Source organism: Streptomyces sp. NBC_00354, assembly GCF_036106915.1.
Taxonomy (GTDB): domain Bacteria; phylum Actinomycetota; class Actinomycetes; order Streptomycetales; family Streptomycetaceae; genus Streptomyces.
Genome location: NZ_CP107983.1, coordinates 4115899 through 4136229, shown reverse-complemented (window position 1 = coordinate 4136229; position 20331 = coordinate 4115899). Strand labels below are relative to the sequence as shown.

Sequence of the window (20331 nt, the reverse complement as noted above, 5' to 3'; positions counted from 1 at the left end):
GTCCGTGTCGGAAGGCGGGCGGAGGCGGGTTCCGCTCGGCCCGTGTCGCGACCTCGCTACCGATCGGTTTATCAAGATCCCGCAACGATGCCTCGGCCATGATCTGATTCTGGCCGATTAGGGATACTTTTCAGCCGCGCCGGAACATTACATTCCCCTTGCCGTCTGTAGATCACATGCGGTCAAGCGCCTGCTTGAAGCTCATTTCTTGGGGGGAACTTGCTTTCCCAGTCACACCGGTACGGCCCACCCGGCCGTACCCCCTCCCGCCGCGTCACCGCGGTGGGCCTGGCGGTCCTGATGGCCGCCACGTCCCTCTACGGCGCTGAGTCCGCGCTCGCCACGGTCCGCCCGCAGGCTGTCGACCGTGCACCGGTGCCGAGCAGGCCCGCGCCGGCCTTCGCCGCCGACATCCCCTCCGCCCGCGTGGCGGCCCGGCTCTCCGGCAAGCGCGTCGAGGCGTTGTCCGAGCGCACCGAGTCCTCGACCACCTGGGTCAACAAGGACGGCTCGCTGACGACGGAGCTGGCCGCCGGGCCCGTGCGGTTCAAGGACGCCGAGTCCGGCGAGTGGCGTGATGTCGACGTCGACCTGACGGCCCTGTCGGACGGTTCCGTCGCCTCCAAGGCGCACCCCCGTGGGCTCCGGCTCTCCGGCAAGTCCGACGCCAAGGCCACCGACCTGGTGACCCTCGGCTCCGGGGACGAGGCGATCACCCTTCAGTGGCGGGGTGGCCTTTCCGCGCCGAAGCTGGATGGCACCCGGGCCACGTACGCCGACGCCGTGCCCGGCGCGGACGTGGTCGTGGAAGCCACCCGCACCGGCTTCGAGCAGTTCGTGGAGGTCAAGGCCAAGCCCGTGGCGGGCTTCTCGTACACCCTGCCGCTGAAGGCCAAGGGCCTGAAGGTCACGCAGCAGGCCGACGGCAGCGTGGTGTTCACCGACAAGAAGAACGAGAAGACCGCGGTGATGCCGGCCCCCGTGATGTGGGACGCCACCGTCGATCCGGTCTCGGGTGAGCACACCCGCCGGGTCGGGGTCGACCTGAAGGTGGTCCAGAAGGGCTCCTCGATCGACCTGGTCGTCACGCCGGACGCGAAGTTCCTGGCCGACCCCGCGACGAAGTACCCGGTCACGGTGGACCCGTCGACCTCGGCGCTCTCGAGCGTCTTCGACACCTACGTCCAGCAGGGCGAGACGGTCGACTGGTCGGCCGACACCGAGCTGGACCTCGGCAACCCGGGCACGAAGAACGGCGACGGGACCTTCCGTACCGCGCGTTCCTTCATCTCCTGGAACACCGCGCCGATCTCCGACGCGCTGGTGATGGATGCCGACCTGAGCCTCTGGAACTTCCACTCCGGCAACACCGCCTGCACCGCGCAGTCGTGGGAGGTGTGGTCCGCCGGGGCCGCCTCCACGTCCTCGCGCTGGACGGCGCAGCCGGCCTGGACGGCCAAGAAGGCGACCTCCACGGAGACCAAGGGCAATCCCGCCTGCACCTCCGCGCCCGACGGCTGGATCAACGCCGACGTTACGACGCTAGTGCAGGAATGGGCCTCCGCGAAGGCGGCCAAGGGCAACATGGGTCTGCGCGCCACCGACGAGTCGGTGTCCGCCCCGTGGAAGCGCGTGAACTCCGCCAACGCGGCGTCGAACGTGCCGAAGCTGACGGTGACCTACAACTACCGTCCCCGCACCGGCACCAAGCAGGAGGCCGGCCCGCCGTACTTCTCCTACGGCGGCGCCTACACCGTCAACACGGTCACCCCGACGCTGCGTGACACCTTCACCGACGTCAACGGCGACAAGGTCAACGGCACCTTCGAAATCCGAGACTCGGTCACCGACACCCAGGTCGGCAACTACCTCGTCTCCCCCTGGGTGAACTCCGGGCAGGTCGCCCCTGTGACCGTCCCGGCCGGAGTGCTGGCCAGCGGCAAGACGTACAAGTTCCGCACGTCCCCGTACGACGGCGCCCACTACAACCTGGGCTGGTCGGAGTGGAAGACCTTCACGGTCGACACCACCGCCCCCTCCGCCCCCACCGGCATCACCTCGACGGACTACCCGTCCAGCGCCTGGGTCAAGGGCGCCGGACAGGCCGGAACGTTCAACGTGACGCCGCCCGCTGCCGACCACAACTGGCTCGAATGGTCCCTGGACGGCGTGACCTGGACCAAGGTCGCCACCGGCGGCGCCGGCGGCGCGAAGGCGATATCCGTCGCCCCGCCCAAGGACGGCACGCACACCCTCCGGGTTCGCACGGTCGACAAGGCGGACAACAAGTCCGAGCCGATCGAGTACACCTTCCACGCCAGCCCCGGCGGCTTCGTCCAGCCCGGCGACGGCGAGATCACGGCACGCCGGCTCCCGCTCGTCGCCGAGGCCGACGCCACCAAGTACGACCAGGTGTCCTTCTCCTGGCGCCGCTCCGAGGCCGACCCCTGGGTGCAGATTCCGGCCGGGCACGTCACCTCCGCAGGCACCCCGCTGACCGCCTGGCCCGTCCCGCTGACCGGTGGCAAGAACGCCCCTCTGGTATGGAACGCCACCGACACCGTCAACCCCGACGGCACCGTCCAGATCAAGGCCGTTTTCACCGGCCCCAACAGCGCCTCCGGCAGCACACAGCCGCTCACCGCGGTCATCGACCGCAACGCGGAAGGCGCCGACTCGGACGAGATCGGCCCCGGCACGGTCAACCTGCTGACCGGCGACTACACGCTCTCCGGCACCGACGTCTCCGCCCTGGGCCTGTCGGTCTCCCGCACAGCCTCCTCCCGCACTCCCGGCAAGGGCGCGGAGCAGGAGGGCCAGGCGGCCATCTTCGGCAAGGAATGGGTCTCCGGAGCCACCGCCGAGCGCGTCGAGTCCGACTACACCTACGTCCGCCGGGTCTCCGACACGGCCGTGGACGTCGTGACCACCGGCGGCGACTCGATCCACTTCACCGCGAACGCCGCGCAGAACGGCTGGATCCCCGAGCCCGGCGCCGAGCAGCTGGTGCTGACCGGCAGCGTCACCGGCTCCTTCACGCTCACCAACAACCAGGGCACGGTCACCACCTTCACCAAGACCGACCCAGCCGTCGCCACCTGGCAGGTCTCCAGCATCGTCCAGGACGGCCTGACCAACTCCACGACGACCACGCTCTCCGAGACCATCGTCGTCAACGGCAAGACGTACGCGCGCCCCAAGCGCATCGCCGCCCCCACCTCGGCGGCGAGCGCCGGAACCTGCACCTCGGCGCCGAACACCAAGGGCTGCCGGGTGTTGGAGTACGTCTACGCCAACACCACCACCGCGACCTCCCTGGTCTTCGGCGACTTCGCCGGCCAGGTCAAGGAGATCAAGGTGTGGTCCACCGAGCCCGGTGCGGCCACCGCGACCGCCAAGACCGTCGCGAACTACCTCTACGACGACGCGGGCCGGCTGCGCCAGTACTGGAACCCGCAGATCAGCCCCGCGCTGAAGACCGAGTACGGCTACGACTCGGCGGGCCGCGTCACTGGGCTCACCCCGGCCGGCGAGCTGCCCTGGACCTTCACCTACGGCCAGGCAGGCAGCTCCGCCACCGCCGGTGACGGCATGCTGCTGAAGGCGTCCCGCTCCGGGCTCGCCCAGGGCAGCGCCGATGTGGAGCAGGGCACTGCCCAGATCTCGGTCGTCTACGAAGTGCCGCTGACCGGTGCGAAGGCCCCGTACGCGATGGGCGCCACGGACGTCCGCACCTGGGGGCAGGTGGAGGCGCCCACCGACGCCACCGCCGTCTTCGCTCCCGACAGCGTCCCGGCCGCCAACTCGGGCGACGCCCTCAGTGCAACCTCCTACGGCCGCGCCGGAATCCACTACCTCGGGGTATCCGGCCAGGAGGTGAACACGGCCGCCCCCGGCGGCCACATCACCAGCCGCGAGTACGACCGGTTCGGCAACTCCGTGCGCGAGTTGACCGCCGCCAACCGCTCGCTGGCTCTCGGCCTGACCGCCTCGGACCGCGCCAAGCAGGCCGAGCTGGGCATCGCGCAGCTGGCGTCCGAGGAGCGCGCCAACCTGCTGTCCGCCACCTCGGTCTACGACGGCAGCGGCATCCGCGAACTCGAGGAGTTCGGCCCGCTGCACCGGATCGACCTCACGGCGGACCTGAAGGACGGCGCCACCGTCCTGGTCCCCGCCGGCACCTCCGTCACCGCCCGCTCCTGGACGGTCAACGAGTACGACGCGGGCCGCCCCACCGACGGCACCGCCAAGGTCAAGAACCAGATCACCAAGGTCACCACGGGCGCCCAGGTGCGTGAGCACCCGACCGTCCAGGGCGAGGCCCGCGTCGCCCAGACGGTCTACGACTGGGCCAGGGGCCTGCCCACCCAGCAGATCAAGGACCCGGCCGGACTGGCCATCACCGAGAAGACCGAGTACGACGCCCAGGGCCGCGTCACCAAGAAGCTGCTGCCCGGCGCCACCGGCACCGACGCCGCCACCCGCGTGACCACCTACTGGTCCGGCACCGGCACCGGCACCTGCCAGGGCCGCCCGGAGTGGGCCGACCAGGTCTGCACCACCGGTCCGGCGGGCGCCATCACCGGCGGCGGCACCAACCCCTCGCAGCTGGCGACCACCACCACCGAGTACAGCTGGTGGGGCACCCCGGCCAAGAGCACCGAGACCGCGAACGGCACCACCCGGACCACCACCACCACGTATGACGCGGCAGGTCGCCCGACCAAGGTCACGATCACGGCGGGCATAGGCCAGGCCGTCCCCGAGGCGACCACCGAGTACGACACGGCCACCGGCCGCCCGGTGAAGACCACCTCCCCGACCGGGGGCACGATCACCAGGGCGTACGACAAGCTGGGCCGCCAGATCTCGTACGGCGACGCCGATGGCGGCACCACGACGACCGAGTACGACCTGCTCGGCCGTCCCGTCAAGATCACCGACAACGCGCCGTCGACCACCACACTCACCTACGACACCACGGCCGACCCCCGCGGCATGGCCACCGCGACCAGCGACTCCGTCGCCGGCGCCTCCGCGATCACGTACGACGCGGACGGCCTGGTCAGCACCGAGAAGCTGCCCGGCGGGTACACCCTCGGCATCGTCACCGACTCCACCGGCGCCACCACCGCCCGCACCTACACCCGGGACAGCGACGGCATGACCGTCTACACCGACACGGTGGCCCAGTCCGCGCACGGTCAGGTCGCCACCCACGCGGGCTGGTCCGGACAGTCCTACGGCTACGACGCGGCCGGCCGCCTCAAGACGGTGGACGACACCGCCGACACGGTCTGCACCCGGCGCACGTACGCCTTCGACAACCGCAGCAACCGCACCTCGCTCACCCGCGCCGTCGCCGCCCCCGGTGCTGACTGCACGTCCACCGGAGCCACCTCCACCACCTTCACCTACGACAGCGCGGACCGGATCGTCGACGCCGGTTACGGCTACGACAACCTCGGCCGCACCACCGCCGCCCCGGGCGGCACCAACGCGTACTACGCGAACGACCTCGCCCACCAGCAGACGGCCGGCACCCTGCGCCAGACCTGGCAGCTGGACTCCGCGCTGCGCTACCGCTCGTGGACGACCGAGAGCGGCAGCGGCTCCAACTGGACCCAGACCGCGTCCAAGGTCAACCACTACAGCGGTGACGGCGACAGCCCGCGCTGGATCACCGAGGACATCACCACCGGCGCCGTGACCCGGCACATCACCTCCGCGACCGGCGCGCTGGCGGCCACCACCGGCAAGACCGGCGACGTGGTCCTCCAGCTCACCAACATCCACGGCGACGTCGCGATGCTGCTCCCGCTCGACACGTCCAAGGCCCCGGTGGCCCTGGACGCCGACGAGTTCGGAAACCCGCGCACCGGACAGCAGTCCGCCCGCTACGGATGGCTCGGCGGCCAGCAGCGCTCCTCCGAGACGGTGACCGGCACCATGCTGATGGGCGTGCGCATGTACAGCCCGACCACCGGGCGTTTCCTCACCTCGGACCCGGTGTACGGCGGTTCGGCCACCGCGTACGACTACGCCAACCAGGACCCGGGCAACCAGTTCGACCCCTCAGGCCGGATGGCGTACGTCCGCACCTGCGGAACCAGCTGGAGATGGTGGGGGTACACGTTCTCGTGCACCTTCTACGTCACCCGATTCCACACCAAGATGCTCAAGGAGGACCTCGGCACCCTGGGCGCCGCCGGCGCGGCAATCGCCGAGGCCTACCTGTGCCAGCGCCTCACCCACCCCGTGGCGATCGGCGTGTGCGTCGCGCTCGCCTGGGCCTACACCTGGTGGGCGGTCCACCACATCAACGCCGCGGCGGAACGCGGCGGGTGCTTCACCTGGCAGATGGGTGCCACTTACAGCTACGGATGGGTCTGGGGCTGGGCCCGGCCCGGCAACGTGAGCTCCGGAAACCGCAACTGTAGGGGGTAGCCGAGTGGGGCGTGGGGGCCCGGTCGGGCCCCCACGCCCCACCACCCCCAGCAAAGGAAAGGCAGGTGATGCCGCGGTGCGGCACATGGAAGGAACCGTCGAACTGCGGCTGACCGCCGCACAGGTCGCAGTCCCGGTCGTCCTGGGCATCGCCCTGGCGACGGGCCTGCTCCAGCTGGGCCTGCGGTGGACCGCGGACCCCATGACGGCCGCCGAACTTCGGGACTGCGCGTACGCGGCCGGCGCGGGTGCCGTGGGCGCGCTGGTCCTGCCGCGCCTCAGGGGGGCCCGGCTGACCCCCGAATACCTGGTGACCTTCACGGCCTTCGGGCAACGGGAGCGCCGCATCCCCTGGGCGAACGTCTCGGGCATCGACATCCACCGCACCGCCGGGGTGCGCCGCGTGAGCGTCTGCCTCGTGACCGGTGAATGCCTGACCCTGGCGGCCCCGATGTCGTTCCTCGACCGCCGGTTCGACGCCCGCGTGGCGGAGCTGACCGGCTGGTGGGAGACCCATCGGCCATGAGCGGCATGCAACAGGCCCCCTCCGGGCGATGCCCGGAGGGGGCCTGTTGTGCCTACTCTTGTGGCGCGGGTCACTGGGAAGTCGTCTCGTAATTCGAGACGGCTTCGCGTTCATGTGGTGCAAGCGGTGCACCAGAGGCCCTCCGAGCAGGGCATTCCCGCGAGTTGGGGCACGCGGAGGGCACTGCAGGGTCGGAGGGGCCTAGACAACGAAGAAGGCCCAGGTCGCTGACCTGGGCCTTCTTGCAAGAGCGGATGACGGGAATCGAACCCGCGCTATAAGCTTGGGAATCACCCGGCACTTGGGTGTGTGTATAGCGCCTGACCTGCGAGAACGCCCACCGAGAGGTCGTGTCGGCTAGTCCCGGCGAACCCCGTGGAGACCGCTGTTTACCGCCCCTACTGGCACGTTGTGGCACGGCCTCCCGCAGGGCTGACGTCGTGCACTCGGGCCGTCCTGGTGACCGCGGTATGGGCGGGCTGCTGCCCAGCGGCCCTTGTTCATCGGCGCCGGCGGTACCCGTTCCTGCCCTCAAGGCCGTCCGCCGGGCCGAGCAGGCCCTTGCGCGGGCGCAGGCGCACCTCAATCGCACGGTGGGCCGGATCGGCTCCGCCGACCGCTACGGGCAGAAAGCTGCGGCAGGCCGCCGCGTCGGCTGGTCCCGCCAGCACGTCACCACCCTTGCCAACGCCTACCGTGCGCGCGAACTTGACCAGGAGGAGAGGACCGAAGCCGCATGTGCACCGCGCCCCAGCCGTCCGCCATCCCGCAGCCGCCCGCCCAGCCCGAGGCGATCCGCGCCGCCCTCGCCCAGGTAGCCCCGCAGCTGCTCGCCGACTTCGACCTGCCCTCTCTGATCGTGGACACACGCGATCTCCACCCCCGGGAGGCCTCCCGGGCCCTGGTCGCAGCGGTGCTGCACCTCACAGCGGCCGCCTTCAGGACGACGCCACGGTCATGTGTCTGGACTGGCACGGCACCCATCAGGACACGCGCAGCGCTGACGCCGGGGCGGACCTCACAGAAGCATCAGCGCCTGAATAGCACTCCGCCCACCACCCGGCTTGCAGCACGACCGATGATGACGACCGAAGCGGGGCGGTCGCGCGAACGCCGCCCTGGGGGCGTGCGGCCCGCCGATGCCGGCGGGCACTCTCATCTCAGGCCGAGGACGGCGGCGCGGATGATTCGGCGGCGCGGCGGTATTCGGCGTTGATGCGCTGGGCTTCTTCGAGCTGGTCCTCGAGGATGATGATGCGGCAGGCGGCCTCGATGGGCGTGCCCTGGTCGACGAGTTCCCGCGCGCGGGCGGCGATGCGCAGCTGGTAGCGGGAGTAGCGGCGGTGGCCGCCCTCGGAGCGAAGCGGGGTGATGAGGCGGGCTTCGCCGATGGCGCGGAGGAAGCCCTGGGTGGTGCCGAGCATCTCGGCGGCCCGGCCCATGGTGTAGGCGGGGTAGTCGTCGTCGTCGAGACGGCCGAACGAGTCGTCTGCTGTCATTGAACCTCTCTCATGGAACGCATGGAGGGGCCCTGGTGCCGTACGGCACCAGGGCCCCGAAGGAACTACTACACCATCTGTCGGCCCTGATACTGCGCCGACCCTGTGTTTCCGCCGACCCGGCCGACACGCTGCCGGGAGTGCGGGGATCGCGGTTGCTTGACCGGAGACCACCTCACTATCGATGTCCTGCGGTACCCGGGCTCAGATTGCCGCCCGGGCGATCCTGATGGCGCTCGGCTCCTCCGTTCTTCCCTCGGTTATCGATTGCCTACTGCTGGTACCGCTCTACTGCGTACTGCTGGTGGCCTGACCCAGCGCCACTCTTCGGCAGCCAGCCCCGTCGCCCATCGTGCGTCTGCTCTGGCTTAGAACCCCACTGCCGAACTTCCCGGTGCGCGCGTCCGCAGCCGACGCCTTCATCGAGGTGCTGCTCACTGACTTCACTGCTGGGTACTGCACTTACGGGTACTGCCACTGCGTCAACTGCGGTACTTCTGACGGCGGCCCCTGATCACTGCGGGCCACCCGGTCCGGTCGTCAGTCCCGTCGCCGTCCTGCAACATCCCTGGCTTCGGAACTCCACCACCGCACCGTCCTGCGCACTGCAACTGCGGGTACTGCTGCCCGGCAGTTCGTCTCTGCCGGGCCCTGCTGTCTCTCTGGGCTACGAGAGAAACCATAACCACGCCACCGCCCAATGTCTACTCCGGCCGTCATAGATTTCCGCGTGTTCGACGGTGAGGTAATCGACCTCGAACGGCAACGGGGCAAGGAGTGAGGCCACACCGGGCACGGGACACCCGCCACGGCTCGGAGCGGCGCCGCTGGGGCTCCGCGCGCGATGAGCCGGAGAGCACAAGGAAACCGGTCGGTGACGTCGTGGCCGGCCGCCCGGGATGGAGCCGCGGGCGATCAGGCTGGTGTGGGCGGGCTTTGCGGGCAGGCTGGAAGGGCACCGGATCGGGTGCACCGGCGTGCGAAGGGACGCCGGGGATGATCCAGAGCGCGGATGTCCGTGAGTGGCGGACCCACGACGTCGTCGACGCCGGCGGCCATAAGATCGGCACGCTGGAGGCCATCTACGTGGACACCAGCACCGACGAGCCGGCCATGGCCACCGTCCAGGTAGGGCTGCCCACCCGCCGCTGACCTGCTGATCATCGGCATCGTGGTGTTCGTCGCCGCCCTGGTGTACCTGGTCTTGCACATCCGACGCTCCGGCCGGCATCACCGCACACTGCGCTGAGAGCCGGTAGTGCGACCGCCCGAGCAGGCGGGACGGCCGGTGAATAGAATCCGCTTTCATGTCGAAGCCTGACGAGCTGCTCGTTGACGTCGCCACCCTGGTGGAGTCCGGGCAGAGCAATCAGATGTCCCTGACCGTTGTCACCGGTGGCGCTGTCATCACCGGTCGGCTGGCTCCCGAAGCCGTGTGGAGGCAGCGGGTGTCGGAGGTCCTGACGGACTCGGCCCGCCTGGGCGAGTTCGCCGCCATCTTCACCGCCACGACACCCCGGGAGGGGCCGCCCACCCATCTGCACTTCCATGTGGCCCGCATCCTTCAGGGCACGGTGGGGATCCCGGAGACGGGTGGGATGTACCGCGTCTCGATCGCGGACATCAGCGCCTGGACCATGGGCGACTTCAGCTATTCCGACCACTGACCCGGCGTCGCGTAGGAAACCCCTGGGTACGCGGGAGGGCCCGACCGGCGCGCTTGCCGGTCGGGCCCTCTTCGCTGTGCGGGTGTCGGCTCGCACCGGTCCTGCCCGTCAGACGGTCACCGGGATGCCGAGCATCGCGGAAGCCTGCTGGAGCGGGCTGAGGACATGCGTGGGCACGGCGGCCCGGGGAAGGCCGCGGCAGGTGAACCCGAGCTGGGTCATGGCCCGGAGGACTTCACCGGCGCTGAAGTCACGGCGGTCCTGGCGGGTGATGACCTGACCGACCTGCTTGACGGGGTAGGTACGGCGGCCGATGATCACGGACTCGCCGGTGACCTGCTCGGGCTTGACGCCCTTCATCGACTCCAGGACACCGCTCTTGGTCAGGTCGAACGGGAAACGGGCGATGACACAGCGCATGTTGCCTCACAGGAAGAAGAAGGGGACGGTCGTGAGGCGGTTCAGCGGGCAAGGGCGAGGACGCCCAGAGCGCTGCCTTGGTCATCGACGACGGGCAGGGCATCGAGCCTGCGGTAGCGCATCGCGTGTTCGGCTTCGGCCATCGTGGTCATGGGCGAGGTGAACGGCTCACGGTCGCCGAGAACATCGCGGAGACGGACCTGGTCGGTGTACGCCGCGCTGTCGCGGATGGCCGTGAGCTGAGCCTGCGTGACCAGCCCGGTGCACAGGCCGTCCTCGTCGCAGACGAGCAGATGACCCGCGCGGGCGCCGGCCATGACGGCCAGGGCCACCTCGACCGTCATGTCGTCACAGACCTGTGGACCGGCCGCCTCCATCGCGTCGTCCACCGTCCGGTGCACAGGGTTGGCGTCCGCCGAGCGGGGCTGCATCTGGACCAGCGTCAAAACGTGCCTCCTGCAGAGATGGGTCAGTTTCCTGATCACGTGGTTCTCAGGCCGCCGCATCGAAGGCGGACTGCCGCCCGCTCACACGCCGGACCGTCGAAGCGGGCCGTCGCCTGCCACGGGAGGCCGTGCTGCGCTTGGCGCGTTCGACGACCGGTGCGGTGATGACGACGGGGATGCCGGAGGGGGCCTGGGCGCCGGTGATCCGGCTCAGGGCCTCTTCGCCCGAGCGGACCTGGGTGGTCTGCGGGGTGATGCCGGCGGCCTGCATGAGGCGGGTCATGTCGCGGCGCTGGTTGGGGGTGACCAGGGTGACGACGCTGCCGGACTCGCCCGCGCGGGCGGTGCGGCCGCCGCGGTGGAGGTAGTCCTTGGGGTCGGTCGGCGGGTCCACGTTCACGACGAGGTCGAGGTTGTCGACGTGGATGCCGCGTGCGGCGACGTTGGTGGCGACCAGCACGGTGACGTGTCCGGTCTTGAACTGGGCGAGGGTGCGGGTGCGCTGCGGCTGCGACTTCCCGCCGTGCAGGGCGGCGGCCCGGACACCACTGTTCAGCAGGTCCTGGGTCAGCCGGTCGACGGCGTGCTTGGTATCGAGGAACATCATCACCCGGCCCTCGCGCGCCGCGATCTCGGTGGTTGTCCGGTGCTTGTCGGCGCCGTGGACGTGCAGCACGTGGTGCTCCATCGTCGTCACCGCACCGGCCGAGGGATCCACCGAGTGCACGACCGGGTCGGTCAGGTAGCGACGGACCAGCAGATCGACGTTGCGGTCCAGGGTGGCGGAGAACAGCATCCGCTGGCCCTCGGGGCGCACCTGGTCGAGCAGCGCGGTGACCTGCGGCATGAAGCCCATGTCGGCCATCTGGTCGGCTTCGTCCAGGACGGTGATCGCGACCTGGTTCAGGTGGCAGTCGCCGCGGTCGATGAGGTCCTTCAACCGGCCGGGCGTGGCTACGACGACCTCTGTGCCTCCGCGCAGCGCTCCGGCCTGCTTGCCGATCGACATGCCGCCGACGACGGTGGTCAGGCGCAGCTTCACGGCGCGGGCGTACGGCGTGAGCGCGTCGGTCACCTGCTGGGCCAGCTCGCGGGTGGGGACGAGGACCAGGGCGAGCGGCTGGCGGGGCTCGGCGCGCTGCCCGGCGGTGCGGGCCAGCAGGGCGAGGCCGAAGGCCAGGGTCTTGCCGGAGCCGGTGCGCCCGCGGCCGAGCACGTCACGGCCCGCAAGGGTGTTGGGCAGGGTGGCGCCCTGGATCGGGAAGGGCACGGTCACGCCCTGCGCGCCGAGAGCGGCCAACAGCGCGGCCGGCATGGCCAGGTCGGCGAAGGCCTCGACGGCGGGCAGCGCGGGAGTGATGGTCTTCGGCAGGGCGAACTCGCCCTGTACCGCGGCGGGTCGGCGGCCGTAGCCGCCGGAGCGGCTCGGACCTCCGGAACGGCTCGGGGCCGACGAGCCGAAGCGGCTGCCCCGCCCCGAACCGGCGGCAGCGCCGAAAGCGGGGCCGCCGGTGCGGCCGCGGGTGCGAGAGGAACGGTCGTTCGTACGAGTGCGGTTCATTTGGAACCTTCCTTGATACGGCACGTATCAAGGAATTCCCGCAGTGGAAACGGAGCGCAGGGAATCGCAAGAACGGGCCGAATGGAATGCAAAAGCGACTCTGGACTACAGAGATTCTGTCCGGTCGCAGGCGCTGAGATGGGGTGGCGTCATGTGGACGCGAAATCCAGAAAAGTCGAGTGGGGTTGAAGCTCCGAAGAGGCTGTAACCCTGAATGCTTCGTCCCGCAGGTGACACCACTGCGGGAAATGTGTGCAGCTGGGGCCCGCACCCCGAGGGATGCGGGCCCCAGCTACGAAATGCGCGTCAGCGTCAGGCGGGAACGATGTTCTCGGCCGTCGGGCCCTTCTGGCCCTGCGCGATGTCGAAGTTCACCTTCTGGCCTTCCAGCAGCTCGCGGAAGCCCTGGGCGGCGATGTTCGAGAAGTGGGCGAAGACGTCGTCGCCGCCACCGTCCTGCTCGATGAAGCCGAAGCCCTTTGCCGCGTTGAACCACTTCACGGTGCCAGATGCCATGTCATATCTCCTTTGGGGCAGTACACCAGCGTCCGCACTGTACGGACACCGTGTCGCCGCGATGATGCCCCGCCGGAAACTGCCCGGAAATATGAAGTGCTCGAATGTGGCGCGAAGGCCGACTGGAGCACTTGAAGTTTTTGGGTACCAAAACTGCAACCGAGATCGACACTAGCACGCCGCAGCGGTTGGTGTGCGCGAAATATCTCCATCGTGTGCGGCGCGGAAAAACTCTCCCTGCGGGGTCCATTAAACTCTCTGACCGCGGGGACAGATATTGATTCCCCCCGAGTGCAGCGTTTCGGGGGCAAGGGTGTCCGCCAGTTGCGACGTGCAGTCCATCGGGACGCGAGCCTGCGGGCTGGGTGCGCAGCGCCTTCTCGAAGGGATCAGCAGCTCGCAGGTGCTCCATGGCGGTCGCTGGGGCGCCCACGGCAGTGAGGCGCGACCAGCCCCGCACTTGCTACACGGCTGTTCATAGCTTCTGACCGTCACTGCGGTCGTTCGCGAAGCCGCTCTCGCAGGTGGAGGAGAACCTCGGTGTCGGCGACGTCGACCAAGGCTGCCAGCAGGATCCGGATGCGAACATCATCGCCATCGTGCACAGCCCGCACGATGGCCTCGACGGTGGCGGCCGCCTCAGCGGGAAGGCATGGTGGGCCGGCCGTGGCCCACACGTGAACGGCAGGACCATCCGTGCCCGGCCGCTCTGCCGGAGTGTCCTGCTCAGGGTCACTGCCTTCATCCATCGGCACTCGCGGGAACCTCCTGGCGAGACGGTCCGCATCAGTGGAGACCGGTGTGTGAAGCGTGTCCCGCCGGGAGGCGTGGCACTCTCGTCGCGAGCACCGTTGGCGGGGAAGGTGGCGTGGGTGATGGCTGAGCTGAAGTTCGAAACCGTCGTGTGCCCGCACTGCGCGGCCTGCCCGGCCACTGGGCAGGCCCGTACCATCGCCGCCGACCGGCGCTGGGTGACGGTGACGTGGCATGTCCCTACCTGCCCGCACTACGCCGCCGATCGCGTGTTGGCGGGGAAAGAGGACTAAGTAGTCCCGTCGCGGGTCTGCCCCGGACCCTTCCGGCCAACCGCCTCTTTGGGAAAGCGAATTCGCGCGGCAGGGGCAGTGGTGTGACGCAGGCCATCGAGAATGCGTCTCGCGATCCGAGATCGGCGGCGCCCGTGTGGTGCAAGTGGTGCGCGGAAGACCCTCCGAGCAGGGCGTTCCCGCCAGTTGGGGCACGTGGAGGGCACGGGAGGGCCTAACAGGTCTAGACAACGACGAAGGCCCAGGTCGTTGACCTGGGCCTTCGTTCAAGAGCGGATGACGGGAATCGAACCCGCGCTATAAGCTTGGGAAGCTCATGTTCTACCATTAAACTACATCCGCATAACGTTCCAGTTGCCTGGATCAGTAGCGTTGCACACTCTACCCCATGATCGACCCCCGGTGAATCGGCCGCGGGGTCGTCGTCGTGTGTGGGGTACACCGAGGGTCGTGGGGGCGGGAGTTGGGGCGTACCGTACGGGTGCGCAGTGGTGCTCGAGGACCGCTGGAGTGGCGGCTGGAGCAGGTCGCGATCATCCCCTAATGTGGCGATTCGTCGCAGTACGGCAGGTTGGGGAAAGGGACTCGATGGAGAACACCGTCGTCCGTTGTGCCGAAGGGCACGTTTTCAGTACCGCTTCGTTCCCGCTGCAGCACCTCGGTGCCGGCCGGATCGGGCCCGGGCGGCTGCTGCGGTGCCCGCGGTGTGCGCGGCTGAGGCATGCCGTGCCCGTCGGTGCGGCCGTCAAGCGATAGTCCGACAGGCGCGCGGGCGCCCGCTCTCGATTGCGGGACGCCCGCGCGCACTGCGTATCCTCGGGACGTGCTTCTCTCAGACAAAGACATCCGGGCCGAGATCGACAGCGGACGGGTTCGCATCGACCCGTTCGAGGAATCGATGGTGCAGCCCTCCAGCATCGATGTACGTCTCGACCGCTTCTTCCGGGTGTTCGAGAACCACCGCTACGCCCACATCGATCCGGCGGTCGAGCAGCCCGACCTGACCCGGATGGTCGAGCCGGAGGGCGACGAGGCCTTCATCCTGCACCCGGGGGAGTTCGTACTCGCCTCGACGTACGAGGTCATCTCGCTGCCCGAGGACATCGCCTCCAGGCTGGAGGGGAAGTCCAGCCTGGGCCGCCTGGGGCTGGTGACGCATTCGACCGCCGGGTTCATCGACCCCGGGTTCTCGGGGCACGTCACGCTCGAGCTGTCGAACCTCGCCACCCTCCCGATCAAGCTGTGGCCCGGGATGAAGATCGGGCAGCTGTGCATGTTCCGGCTCAGCTCGCCCGCCGAGTTCCCGTACGGGAGCGAGCGGTACGGATCGCGGTACCAGGGACAGCGCGGCCCGACGGCCTCGCGCTCCTTCCAGAACTTCCACCGCACCCAGGTGAGGCACGACGCATGAGTGACGCAGTACGCGAGAACCTGAACTACGAGGGCTTCGGGCGCGCCGTCCGCGAGCTCGCGCAGACCATCGCCGACGACGGCTACGAGCCCGACATCATCCTGAGCATCGCCCGCGGCGGCGTCTTCGTCGCCGGCGGTCTGGCGTACGCGCTCGACTGCAAGAACATCCACCTCGTGAACGTCGAGTTCTACACGGGTGTCGGGACCACGCTGGTTGTCCCGAGCACGACCTCGTGTAGTGATCACCGGAGCGAACTCGGGACCACGTTGGTTGTCCCGAGTAAATCACACGGTCGGGCGCACGGGGGCGTGTCTCGTAAGGCCACTCGTCGCCCCGTCGCGGCCCGCCGCTGCACCCTGGGCCGCCCGTCGGCCGCTCGTATCTGAACTACCACCGACGGCAGCTTCTGGGCTGCGGGAGACACCGTGAGCGACGTACGCGAGAACCTGAACTACGAGGGATTTGGTCGGGCGGTGCGCGAGCTGGCGCAGACGATCGCCGATGACGGGTACGAGCCGGACATCATCTTGAGCATCGCCCGCGGCGGCGTGTTCGTGGCCGGCGGTCTGGCGTACGCGCTCGACTGCAAGAACATTCACCTCGTGAATGTTGAGTTTTACACCGGTGTGGGTCAGACGCTTGAAATGCCCGTTATGTTGGCCCCTGTGCCCGAGGCGATCGACTTCACCAACAAAAAGGTGCTGATCGCCGACGACGTCGCCGACACCGGCAAGACGCTCAAGCTCGTGCACGACTTCTGCCTCGGGCACGTCGCCGAGGTCCGGTCCGCGGTCATCTACGAGAAGTCGCACAGCCTCGTGAAATGCGAGTACGTGTGGAAGAAGACCGACGAATGGATCAACTTCCCCTGGTCGGTCGAGCCGCCCGTGGTGAAACGCGAGGGCCAGGTGCTCGACGCCTGACCGGCGCCCGCCGCTGAACATGACTCCGCCCGCCGAGCGCATCCTGCGCTGGCGGGCGGTGGCATGTCGGCGGCCTGGTCGCTCGGTCCGTTGTCAGTTGCGGCGGTAGTCGGCCCACTGCTGCGCGGCTGTGGCGAGGTTTTGTTTCCATGCGATCTCGGGCGCGCCGGCCGCGATGCTGGCCCATAGGCGTTGCTGCGCCGTGGCGAAGACGTCGAGCGCGCGGGCGGGTGCAGTGGCCCATGCGGGGGTCTTGGCGGCCCACAGCTCGGCGTCTGCGGGCATATGGCCGGCGGCGACGAGCCACACGACCCAACAGGCTGCGTCGATCCATGCGGCGCCGCGGGTGGGCCATGCCCAGTCAATGACGCGGGCGGTGTCGTTCACGATCAGGACGTTGTCGGGTGTCCAGTCGGTATGCAGCAGCGTGTCGCCGCGGAGCAGCGCGACGTCGTCGGGATCGTCGACGTAGTCCGCGAGCCGCTGCTCGATCTCTTTCAGCTCGACGTCGGCGGGCGCGCGCACGGTGGAAAGGGTGATGATCGCCTCGGCGACGAGGGGGAGGTCGTTCGCTCCGGGGCGGTAGTCGGCGGGGCGGCCGTCGAGGTGCTCGAACCCGAGCAGGTTCCACTCGTCGGCCTCGACGGTCCAGAGCAGGCGTGGCGCGAGCGGGGTCACGTGCGGGTTGATCGTGGCCTCGCGCTTCTGCGTCCACACGCGAGGGTGATCACGGCGCAGCCCCTTGACGAAGATGAGGCCCGCGCGGGTGTCGAGGGTGGCGGCGATCTCGCTGTTCTGCCCGCTGTCCGCGGTTGTGGCCGCGTAGATAGGCCCGGTGTGGGCGGCGACGGCGGCGCGGGTGCTGGTCGGTAGGTCTTCCCAATGCATTCTCATGGTCACCACGGCGGGAGTGTAGGGCTGGAACGGTGCCGGGGCCGCCCGCGTGATGCGGACGGCCCCGGGGTGGTGTGGCGGCTTAGTACGGGTTGTCTTCCCCGCAGCCGCGCATCACCTCGTTGCCGGCGACGGCGTCGAGGTCGGCGACGAATTCGATCTCATCGTCGACGGCCGGACGCGCCGTGATCTGAACGGCGACAGCAATGCTCATGGGTCCACCTCCTTTCAGGCGTGTTGGCAGTAGCGGTTCAGGGGCGAGTCGGCCTTGCGGTGCAGCTTCACGAGCGGCATGCAGGTGGTGCAGCTCTTTTGGAGGCTGCACCCGGTGCAACCGCCCTGACGCTGTAGTGCTTGGTCGGCGTAGCCTCCGAGCCGGGACAGACCCGCGACCCCGTCCCGCAGGAGCGGAATCGTGTGGTCGCGGGAGATTTTGCAGACGCTCGCCATGCCGAAGGGGGACACGTTCAAGGACGTGTGGCCGGCGTCGCATCCGGTGAAGGGGGTGCGAGGGTTCAGGTACTCGGGAGCTTGCAGCGCGAGAGGCTCGGCGCCGCCGTCGAAGCCTGGCGACATGTGGCTGTACTCGCGGACACGGGGCGCGTACTGCGCGGCGAGTGCGCGCATGGCGGGGGCCTCGTGCGCATTGTCACGCGTGACGACCACACTGAGGGACAGAGGCAGGCCGGCCTCGCGTGCGGCGGACAGTCCGCGCATGAACTTCTTGAACGCGCCGCGGCGCCCGGTGAACGCGTCGAACGTTGCTTCGGTGGCCCCGTAGACGCTCATAGTGACGCGGTACGGGCGACGGGTGGTGAGCAGGTCGAGCATGCGCGGCCGGAACAGGGTCGAGCCGTTGGTGAGGATCTCCACCATCATGCCGAGGTCGTAGGCGAGCGCGTACGTCTCAGGGAAGTAGCGGTCGATGGTGCACTCGCCGCCGCCAAGCTCGATCCACAGCACGCCGGCATCGCGCAGGACGTGCAGCAGCTTCTGCCGGGGTTCCCACGGCAGACCCTCGTGCCGCTTGTCGCCGTAGATGCAGTGATCACATGCCCAGTTGCATCCGTTGTTGACCTCGTACGAGGCGCGGCCGTGCCCGTGTGGGGAGTAGTCGCGTACGAGTAGGGCGCTGCTCGACAGCTTTCCGTCGAGGTCGAGGCCCCACTGCCTACGCGCTGCGGTGTGCAGCCATGTGGGAATGGGACTGCTGTCCTCGGCGGCCTGGCGCAGTTCGAGGTAGTGGTGCCCCTTGATCTTGACGCCTCTCGCGTCCCCCGGGCGTAAGACGAGGAACTGATCGAGGAACGGGGCGACGATCAGTTCATGAGTAGGTACCGGCATGGGCCCCCCACGTGAGAGTGAACAGGGTCAGGGTGTGCAGCTCGACGCGGTCGGGCGCCCATGAGCGCCACAGTGCGATGAACGCGGCGTCGTCCTGGGGCAGGTCGAGATCAGGCTGTGCGCGGCGGGCGCGGGTGCGCAGAGCGCGGTCTGCGTGGGGGTACAGGGAGAAGTCGCCCGTGTAGTCGGCGACCGCCGCGGCGGCAGTCCACGCGCCGAGCCTGCGTACCTCGCACAGGGCCTTGAAGAGGCGGTCAGGTTCGAGGGTCGCCCACTCGTCGGCGTTGTCGACGTAGGCCCGAGCTGCTGCTCGCAAGAGCGGCTTGTAGAAGCGGAGACGGATCGCGTCGAACCCTTGATCGCTGAGGTGCAGGACCGTAGCGGCCGTGGGGGGCATGGCCAGGGGACCGGCGAACGTGTCGTGAGAGCGCCCGAACGTTGCGCACCACCTGCGGTAGAGCGCGGCGCCCTGCTTGTCTCGGCCGAAGTGATGGAAGATCGCCGCGGTGATCGAGTCCCACAGATCTGGCGTGGTGAGTCGGGCGACCGTGCCGAGCCGCGCGAGGCTCTGCGCGAGGCGGTCCTGCTCACGTTCGCGGGGAAGCATAATCGCCGAGGTGTAGCTGATCGTCGGCGCCTCGGCGTCGTCCGTCCCGAGGGGGCGCAGCACGAGGCCGGCGCCCTGCCAGTGAGCGAGCCAGGGAACTCCCTTGTACTCGACGACCCGCAGCGCTTCCCCGTTTAGGCCCGGGGGCATCATCCACGCCGGGTGATCAGTTGCCAGGGTGGTGCTCAACGGCGTAATTCCCTACGTGTGATGGGGCGTTGGGCTAGGGCCTCGGTCGGTGCGGCGGGGTACACCTTCACCGGGCGTATGACCCATTCCAGGTACTCGCCCTGAGGGAGCTTCACCCGGAATCCGCACGGCTCATTGCGCGCAAGCGCACCAAGGGCTTGCACCCATCCGTCTTCCAACCACGCTGCGGCGCGGGCGAGTTCGGCGATGTCGAGGCCGAAGGGCGCGTTCTGTCGTAGCTGTAGGCGCAGCAGACGCATTGCGGACATCGGGTCAGGCAGCAGGCTCAACGAACGCGGTTCGGGCAAGCGATCCACGTCGGCGTGGTGCAGCAGGGCCTCGCACCAATATTCGCGGGTGGCAGCAAGCATGGGCTGTTCAGCTGTGGCGAGTTGAGCGAACACGGCTTACCTCCTCCGCGGCGGTGGGGCGTCCATCGCTCCCTTTCCGGCACGCGGCAAGGGAGTGTCGTCACCGATGGCTTACGGGCCGTCACCGATGCAACATCGGGACGACGGTAGCGCCATTGGGACGGGCGTAGCAATGGTGCGCCGTCCCAAAGTTGTACCGGCATATGACAAGCGCCCCTCACCGAAGTTGGTGAGGGGCGCGGGCGCTTGGGCGCGTCAGATCAGGTGGTCGAACTCCCCTGCCTTCACACCGAGGATGAACGCGCGAAGCTTCGCGACGGACGTCGTGACGATCACGTCAGGGTCGTCGCTCTCCCGCATCGCGATCGCGCCGGCGACAGGGGCCAGCTCGACGCAGCTCTGATTGTCGTCGGCTCCCGAGAATGAACTCTTCTGCCAGTTGATTTGATCGGTCATGCGCC

General features: G+C 68.8%; 19 protein-coding genes, 1 tRNA gene and 1 pseudogene. 8 read left to right on the top strand and 13 right to left on the bottom strand.

Annotated features, from left to right (window positions below):
• Positions 1–300: 300 nt before the first annotated feature.
• Positions 301–6447 carry a DNRLRE domain-containing protein gene (locus tag OHT74_RS18720; RefSeq protein ID WP_328623345.1) on the top strand — a complete coding sequence of 2049 codons (6147 nt, stop codon included), beginning with the start codon at positions 301–303 and terminating at the stop codon, positions 6445–6447.
• A gap of 85 nt (positions 6448–6532) precedes the next feature.
• Entirely contained in the window at positions 6533–6973 is a 441-nt protein-coding gene (locus tag OHT74_RS18715; RefSeq protein ID WP_266665547.1) for a hypothetical protein, read from the top strand.
• 1160 nt (positions 6974–8133) lie between these two features.
• On the opposite strand, the gene OHT74_RS18710 is transcribed toward OHT74_RS18715, so the two are convergent.
• Positions 8134–8472 carry a MerR family transcriptional regulator gene (locus OHT74_RS18710; RefSeq protein WP_189738544.1) on the bottom strand — a complete coding sequence of 113 codons (339 nt, stop codon included), beginning with the start codon at positions 8470–8472 and terminating at the stop codon, positions 8134–8136.
• A 996-nt stretch (positions 8473–9468) separates the two neighbouring features.
• Here OHT74_RS18710 and OHT74_RS18705 point away from each other — a divergent pair.
• Both OHT74_RS18705 and OHT74_RS18700 read left to right on the top strand, forming a co-directional pair.
• Positions 9469–9618: pseudogene (locus OHT74_RS18705) on the top strand (PRC-barrel domain-containing protein); the annotation flags it as partial.
• A 161-nt stretch (positions 9619–9779) separates the two neighbouring features.
• Positions 9780–10139, top strand: coding sequence for a hypothetical protein (locus tag OHT74_RS18700; protein ID WP_328620834.1), 360 nt, complete (start codon positions 9780–9782; stop codon positions 10137–10139).
• A 108-nt stretch (positions 10140–10247) separates the two neighbouring features.
• Here the strand turns inward: OHT74_RS18700 and OHT74_RS18695 are convergent, their stop codons facing one another.
• The 5 genes from OHT74_RS18695 to OHT74_RS18675 form a co-directional block, all read right to left on the bottom strand.
• Positions 10248–10559 (bottom strand): SCO5918 family protein, encoded by a 312-nt coding sequence (locus OHT74_RS18695; protein WP_328620833.1) that lies wholly within the window; start codon positions 10557–10559, stop codon positions 10248–10250.
• 41 nt (positions 10560–10600) lie between these two features.
• Positions 10601–11005 carry a CBS domain-containing protein gene (locus OHT74_RS18690; RefSeq protein ID WP_328620832.1) on the bottom strand — a complete coding sequence of 135 codons (405 nt, stop codon included), beginning with the start codon at positions 11003–11005 and terminating at the stop codon, positions 10601–10603.
• 46 nt (positions 11006–11051) lie between these two features.
• A complete protein-coding gene (locus tag OHT74_RS18685; protein WP_328620831.1) occupies positions 11052–12566 on the bottom strand; it encodes a DEAD/DEAH box helicase in 1515 nt (504 codons plus the stop codon).
• A 312-nt stretch (positions 12567–12878) separates the two neighbouring features.
• A complete protein-coding gene (locus OHT74_RS18680; protein ID WP_031143202.1) occupies positions 12879–13082 on the bottom strand; it encodes a cold-shock protein in 204 nt (67 codons plus the stop codon).
• A gap of 491 nt (positions 13083–13573) precedes the next feature.
• Positions 13574–13837: a hypothetical protein gene (locus OHT74_RS18675; RefSeq protein ID WP_266996048.1), complete on the bottom strand. Its 264-nt coding sequence runs from the start codon at positions 13835–13837 to the stop codon at positions 13574–13576.
• 120 nt (positions 13838–13957) lie between these two features.
• Here OHT74_RS18675 and OHT74_RS18670 point away from each other — a divergent pair, with 120 nt between their 5' ends.
• Positions 13958–14128 (top strand): hypothetical protein, encoded by a 171-nt coding sequence (locus OHT74_RS18670; protein ID WP_266944027.1) that lies wholly within the window; start codon positions 13958–13960, stop codon positions 14126–14128.
• A gap of 271 nt (positions 14129–14399) precedes the next feature.
• Here the strand turns inward: OHT74_RS18670 and OHT74_RS18665 are convergent.
• Positions 14400–14470: transfer RNA gene (locus OHT74_RS18665), tRNA-Gly, on the bottom strand.
• Between the two features lie 481 nt (positions 14471–14951).
• Between OHT74_RS18665 and dcd the strand changes: the two genes are divergently transcribed.
• Genes dcd through OHT74_RS18650 form a run of 3 tightly spaced genes read left to right on the top strand, consistent with a single transcriptional unit; the run spans position 14952 to position 16465 of the window.
• Complete coding sequence (dcd, locus tag OHT74_RS18660; protein ID WP_266996052.1) at positions 14952–15539, top strand: dCTP deaminase; 588 nt, start codon at positions 14952–14954, stop codon at positions 15537–15539.
• Entirely contained in the window at positions 15536–15928 is a 393-nt protein-coding gene (locus tag OHT74_RS18655; protein WP_328620830.1) for a phosphoribosyltransferase, read from the top strand. Before dcd ends, OHT74_RS18655 begins: the two co-directional genes overlap by 4 nt.
• A gap of 39 nt (positions 15929–15967) precedes the next feature.
• Positions 15968–16465 (top strand): phosphoribosyltransferase, encoded by a 498-nt coding sequence (locus tag OHT74_RS18650; RefSeq protein ID WP_328620829.1) that lies wholly within the window; start codon positions 15968–15970, stop codon positions 16463–16465.
• 93 nt (positions 16466–16558) lie between these two features.
• On the opposite strand, the gene OHT74_RS18645 is transcribed toward OHT74_RS18650, so the two are convergent.
• The 6 genes from OHT74_RS18645 to OHT74_RS18620 form a co-directional block, all read right to left on the bottom strand.
• A complete protein-coding gene (locus tag OHT74_RS18645; protein WP_328623344.1) occupies positions 16559–17359 on the bottom strand; it encodes an aminoglycoside phosphotransferase in 801 nt (266 codons plus the stop codon).
• An 82-nt stretch (positions 17360–17441) separates the two neighbouring features.
• Positions 17442–17573, bottom strand: coding sequence for a hypothetical protein (locus OHT74_RS18640; protein WP_328620828.1), 132 nt, complete (start codon positions 17571–17573; stop codon positions 17442–17444).
• 14 nt (positions 17574–17587) lie between these two features.
• The gene (locus tag OHT74_RS18635) at positions 17588–18703 is read right to left on the bottom strand and encodes a radical SAM protein (RefSeq protein WP_328620827.1); all 1116 of its coding nucleotides are present in this window, start codon (positions 18701–18703) and stop codon (positions 17588–17590) included.
• On the bottom strand, positions 18684–19499 hold the full coding sequence (locus OHT74_RS18630; protein ID WP_328620826.1) for a hypothetical protein: 816 nt from the start codon (positions 19497–19499) through the stop codon (positions 18684–18686). The genes OHT74_RS18635 and OHT74_RS18630 overlap by 20 nt, the downstream gene beginning before the upstream one ends.
• Positions 19496–19903, bottom strand: coding sequence for a hypothetical protein (locus OHT74_RS18625; protein ID WP_328620825.1), 408 nt, complete (start codon positions 19901–19903; stop codon positions 19496–19498). The genes OHT74_RS18630 and OHT74_RS18625 overlap by 4 nt, the downstream gene beginning before the upstream one ends.
• Positions 19904–20125: 222 nt before the next feature.
• Positions 20126–20326, bottom strand: a complete 201-nt coding sequence (locus OHT74_RS18620) for a DUF397 domain-containing protein (protein WP_328620824.1) — start codon at positions 20324–20326, stop codon at positions 20126–20128.
• Positions 20327–20331: the final 5 nt, after the last annotated feature.